Origin of the sequence: Endomicrobium proavitum (assembly GCF_001027545.1) — a bacterium.
Lineage (GTDB): Bacteria > Elusimicrobiota > Endomicrobiia > Endomicrobiales > Endomicrobiaceae > Endomicrobium > Endomicrobium proavitum.
The window spans coordinates 787462-792763 of record NZ_CP009498.1; the positions used below are offsets into that span (position 1 = coordinate 787462).

At 39.8% G+C, this 5302-nt stretch carries 4 protein-coding genes and 2 tRNA genes; all 6 read right to left on the reverse strand.

Going from position 1 to position 5302, the window contains the following annotated elements; genetic code table 11:
• Positions 1-201: 201 nt before the first annotated feature.
• The 6 genes from Epro_RS03375 to Epro_RS03400 all read right to left on the reverse strand — a co-directional run bounded on the left by Epro_RS03375 (position 202) and on the right by Epro_RS03400 (position 5289).
• Positions 202-1380 carry a cation:proton antiporter gene (locus Epro_RS03375; protein WP_052570580.1) on the reverse strand — a complete coding sequence of 393 codons (1179 nt, stop codon included), beginning with the start codon at positions 1378-1380 and terminating at the stop codon, positions 202-204.
• 149 nt (positions 1381-1529) lie between these two features.
• Positions 1530-2195, reverse strand: a complete 666-nt coding sequence (gene thyX / locus Epro_RS03380; protein WP_052570582.1) for an FAD-dependent thymidylate synthase — start codon at positions 2193-2195, stop codon at positions 1530-1532.
• A 103-nt stretch (positions 2196-2298) separates the two neighbouring features.
• Entirely contained in the window at positions 2299-3585 is a 1287-nt protein-coding gene (locus tag Epro_RS03385) for an adenylosuccinate synthase (protein WP_052570584.1), read from the reverse strand.
• A 330-nt stretch (positions 3586-3915) separates the two neighbouring features.
• A tRNA-Glu gene (locus Epro_RS03390) sits at positions 3916-3988 on the reverse strand.
• 24 nt (positions 3989-4012) lie between these two features.
• Positions 4013-4085 (reverse strand) — tRNA-Lys (locus tag Epro_RS03395).
• Between the two features lie 388 nt (positions 4086-4473).
• Entirely contained in the window at positions 4474-5289 is an 816-nt protein-coding gene (locus Epro_RS03400) for an OmpA family protein (RefSeq protein ID WP_052570586.1), read from the reverse strand.
• Between the last annotated feature and the right edge of the window lie 13 nt (positions 5290-5302).

Here is a 5302-nt window from a genome sequence, read left to right on the forward strand (position 1 = left end):
GTAAAAAAAGCGCCGGCCGGTGAACTATATTGATTATATAAGGTAAAATCGGATATCTACCCGTTGTGGCGATACCTATATTACAACATACATATAGAGTTGTCAATAAAAATTTTTTAAGGGCTTGACTTTGCTTTTCTAATTCTACCTGTTTGAAGTTTTAGGACGAGAAATACTACATATTGAGGTTTAAGCGGAAGTTTACAAATTATTTTTTCTTGAATCTTTTGAAATAATGTATTTCAAAATTATAGGGGTTACAAAAGTGGTAAGCATTACAACTGCAACCAAAGCGCTATATTCTGTTTTTGCAAAAACGTTATTTGCAAGACCGATGCCTGCGAAAATTAAACCGACTTCCCCTCGCGGAACCATAGCCGTGCCCACGAGCAATTTATTTATTTTCTTCTTTAACACCACAAAACCGGAAAGCGCTTTGCCGACAAACGCCGCAACAAAAAGAACCGCAGTTAAAATTAAAACCGGAATATTTGCCGCAACAAAAGGATTAAAAACTTTTACGTCCACGTTCGTGCCCATAAGAACAAAAAACACCGGCACCAAAAACGCATACAACGGAGAAATTTCTCTTTTTATGTCCGCTTTATAAGATGTGTTAGACAAAACAAGCCCTGCGGCAAACGCGCCGACTATTGTGGCAAGCCCTGCTTTGGAAGCAAGCGCCGCCGTCAATAAACAAAAAACTAAAGCCGCAAGAAAAACAATATACGGCTGCTTCATTTTAGAAATAAATTTTAAAATTGCAGGAATTATCAGAAGACCAACGCCAACAGCCGCGGCTAAAAACGCAAGAGCAACGCCCGTTACTTTTGCAATAGAGCCGAAAGTTACCGATGCGCCGCTTACAAGCTGCAAAACAACCGCCAAAATCACAAGACCTATAACGTCGTCAATAACAGCTGCGCCCAAAACTATTTTAGATTCTTGGCTGTCCATCTTTTTTAAATCCATAAAAACTCTTGCGGTAATCCCTACGGAAGTTGCGGTAAGCACGGCGCCGGCAAAAATTGCCTGCGTGTTAGTTAAGCCAAAATGTAAAAATATAAAATACCCAAACAGGTAAGGAAAAATTACTCCGGCAACGGCAACAAGCGCTGCCCAGCCGCCGGCTTTTACAAACTCTTTAATATCGGTGGAAAGCCCTGCTTCAAAAAGAAGAACTATCGCGCCAAGCTCGCCGATATTTTTTAAAATTTCAGTTTCCGCTACAAAACCCAAAACCGCCGGACCTATTACAACGCCCGCAATAAGCTCGCCGATAATTGCGCTCTGCCCACAGCGCACGGCAACTTCGCCGAATATTTTCGCAGCGGTAAGTATTGCAACTATAGAAATTAAAAATGAGAACGTTTCGTGCACGAAAACTCCTTACAACAGGTAACAAGTAATAGGTAAAATATAAATCAACGCGCTATGTTTTTGTTTGTCGTTCTGCGGGGACAAAGTCCATTGCAGAATCTATAGATTAAACCGGTTTTACCGGTTACGGGGTGACGCTTCGCGTCACTTTATCTTTTCCAAGGTTTTCCGCAGGGTTTGTCTTCGCGACATCCGTCGCGCGCGCAGTCGGGGCCGGCGTCTGAAAAAAGAATCGGAGCTTCTTTGCGCGCAAGATTTAGCATGCGGCAAGCCATATCTCTTATTTCCCACTGCGCTCTGTTGCAGCATCTTAAAGAAAAAAAGTGTCTCAACTCTCTTGCGTTCATGGTAATTACTATTTTGGTTGCCGAGGCGTTAGGAAGAATATATCTTGCGTCTTCGGCGGGAATACCGCCGTCAAGAAGCTCTTTATAAAAATTTTCTATATTTTTTAAAAACTCATTAAACTTTTTTAACGCGTTTTTATCTTTTTTAACCGTGTCTGGAATTACAAACTCCACGCCTTTATCAAACTTAACGTATCGCTGACTTTGCACGCTAAAAGACGCCACTCTATGACGAGTAAGCTGCGCAAGCAGCGCACGCGAAACGCCCTCAACGCCGAAAGAAAAAGAAGCGTGTTCCAAAACGGAATGATGCCCCGACGAAATAACTCTTGCAAGCAAATCTTTAATTTTTTCTTTGGTAAGTTTTTGTGAAATTTCGTCTATGCCGACGGAACTATAACAAAGCCTTGCCGCTATGGCGCAAGTTTTTTCAGGTTCCTGCGTAAACTTTAAAAGTTTTACTTTCACATTATGCCTCAAAATAAGAAGTTTGGAAGCTTAGAGGGCTTAAAAGCTTGGCAAAAGCTTGACTAAACTTCCAAGCCGCCAAACTTCTAAACCTCTGCAGTTATTAAAACCATTTGACGTTGTTAACGGGAATGGTCTCTTCTCTTTTTCTTCCGAGTGAAATCAAATCTATTTTTGCGCCTACAAGCTCTTCAAGGCGTCTTACGTATTTTTGCGCGTTTATTGGAAGTTTTTTGAAATCCGTTATGCCTCTGATTTTTCCTTTAAACGCAGGAAAAGTTTCGTAAACAGGTTTTGCGTCGCGCTGCACAATTCTTGACGCAGGAAACTCTTTATAAATTTTGCCTTTGTATTTATACGCTACGCAAATTTTTATTTCGTCCAACTCTTCCATGCAGTCAAGTTTTGTGAGTATTAAATGTTTAATTCCGCTTACGCGCACGCTGTGGCGGACAACAACCGCGTCAAACCAGCCGCAGCGGCGGGGTCTGCCGGTAGTCGCTCCGTATTCGCCGCCTTTTTCTCTTAAAAATTCTCCGTATTTATCAAAAAGTTCTACGGTAAAAGGTCCTTCGCCAACGCGGGTTGTGTAAGCTTTTACAACTCCTAAAACAGAATCTATATCGGAAGGTCCAACGCCTGCGCCTGTGCAAACGCCGCCGGCTATCGGGTTGGATGAAGTTACAAAAGGATACGTTCCGAAATCCAAATCTAAAAGCGTGCCCTGAGCGCTTTCAAACAAAATTTTCTTGTTTTTCTTTACGGCTTCGGCAATCATTAAACTTGTATCAACTACAAACGGTTTAATAAAAGGCGCCAGTTTTTTTCTGTCGTTTAAAATTTCGGTTTTTAATTTTTTTATGTTAACGCCCGCCTTTTTCAAGATGGGCTCTTTTTCTATTAAGTTTTTTTCAAGCAAATCTTCAAACACTTCTTTTTCAAGATAGTCCGCAATTCTTATTCCTATTCTTTTTACTTTATCGGAATACGCAGGCCCTATGCCGCGTTTTGTTGTGCCTATTTTTACGTTGCCTTCTTCAAGGTATCCGTCAATAATTTTGTGATACGGAAGAATTATATGCGCAAGTTCGCTTACAAAAAGATTTCCTTTGTAAGAAATTTTTGTTTTCTTTAAAAATTCAACTTCCTCTTTAAACGCTTTTGGGTCAATAACTACACCGTTGGCTATTAAACATTTTTTACCGGGAAATAAAATTCCCGACGGAATTAAATGAAGAACAAAAGGTTTGTTCTGATATATTAACGTGTGCCCCGCGTTATTGCCGCCCTGATAGCGCACAATATAATCTGCCTGTTTTGCAAGATAGTGAACTACTTTACCTTTACCTTCATCTCCCCACTGGGTGCCCAAAACAACTAATGTTGACATAGTAACCTCTTTTTAACGGCAATTAATAATTAAGAATTTAGAATTAAAAATTAACAAACAACCGCGCTACACATATAAAAACCGTTTAGGCCTGTCAGGCGACAATGCCCGGCTTAAACGGTTAAAGATTTTCACTTATATTATTATAGTATATTTTTACAATATTGTGACTACGACGCCAGCTTTTTGCGAAGTATAAATTCAAAAAATGTAAGCCTAACAAAAGTTTTTACAAAGCATTTGGAGTTTTTGCGACGCCTGCGACGGCGTAGCGTGTTTAACACACGTAAGCCGGAGTATAAGGAAGCAAAAACTTCAAAGGCGTAAATACGCCCCCAACGAGATTTGAACTCGTGTCGCATGATTGAAAATCATGTGTCCTAGACCCCTAGACGATGGGGGCATGTAAAAAAATCCGCAAAAAAAATGAGCCCGGTGCGGCTCGAACGCACGACAACCTCATTAAAAGTGAGGTGCTCTACCGGCTGAGCTACGGGCCCTTTGATTTTTCAAGGATTAACGACATAAAACGTAAAAAGAACAATGTAACAACCTACGTAGTATATAAAAATTTAATTTTTTTGTCAAGAAAAAAAACATCTGACTACTTAATTACGAATTGAAAAACAACAATATCGTGGTATCGCAATCGTATGTTGCGGTTGTGTCATTTCAGCGAAAGCTGGAATTTATTTTTACTGAATATTTCTTTTAACAACTCATGCTTTCAGTGCGTAAGGAAATATTTATTTTTATAAACGTGGATTCCGGCTTTCGCCGGAATGACAAACAATGACAAACATGGGCAATGGGCATTGTTTTTACAATTTACAATTAACGTTTTGTCTCTGTAGCTATTTTGCACTTTGAACTTTTTCGTTTGAAAAACTACTCAACAAAAACTTCGGCTCTGCGGTTCATTGCTCTTCCGGCTTTCGTTTTGTTTGTGGCTACAGGGCGCCATGACGAATAGCCTTTATATGTCAGTTTCTCTTTTGGCACGCCGTTTTTTATCAGCTCGCTGTAAACCGCTTTGGCTCTGTTTTTAGCTAACGGGATATTTATTCTGTCGTTGCCCGTTGCGTCCGTGTGTCCTTCTATTCTTATTGTATTATACTCTCTGGTTTTCAAACCTTCTGCGAAATCTTTTATGGCTTTCTTGTCTTTTTCCGACAAATTATATTTGTTTGTTCTAAAGTACGACGGCGCTATTTCTAACGGAAATGCCGGTATTCTTAAATCCATCTTATAATCTTTTACTTTCTCAAACTCAAAGGCTTTGTTGTAAAACTCTATTAAAACTACCGCGTGCTCTTTATTGTTTAACGCTAACTCTTTTAAGTCTTGCGTGCTTACCGTAAGACTTGACGATATTTCTATTTTACGTTTATGCTCGTCTTGCAAATTTACTCCGGCGTTTGCAAATCTCTGCTCAAATTCCTTTAATACCTCTTTGTTTTTGAACATAAATATTCGTCCGGAAAAAGCTATTACATCAAAACTGTCGCCCGGATTTATTTCGTGTTCCTCTTGCAATTGCTTATCTATTTGCGCTTGCCCGGATGTTATGGCTAATTTCCATACCGTTTTCACATGCTCGTCTGCAATAACGTTCAGTTCTTGCGACTCCAATTTCCCCAAGCAAAACAAAGTTATAAGACACAGACTTAAAACAATTTTTCTTGCGAATTTTCCGTTTGTCATAATTTATCTGCTC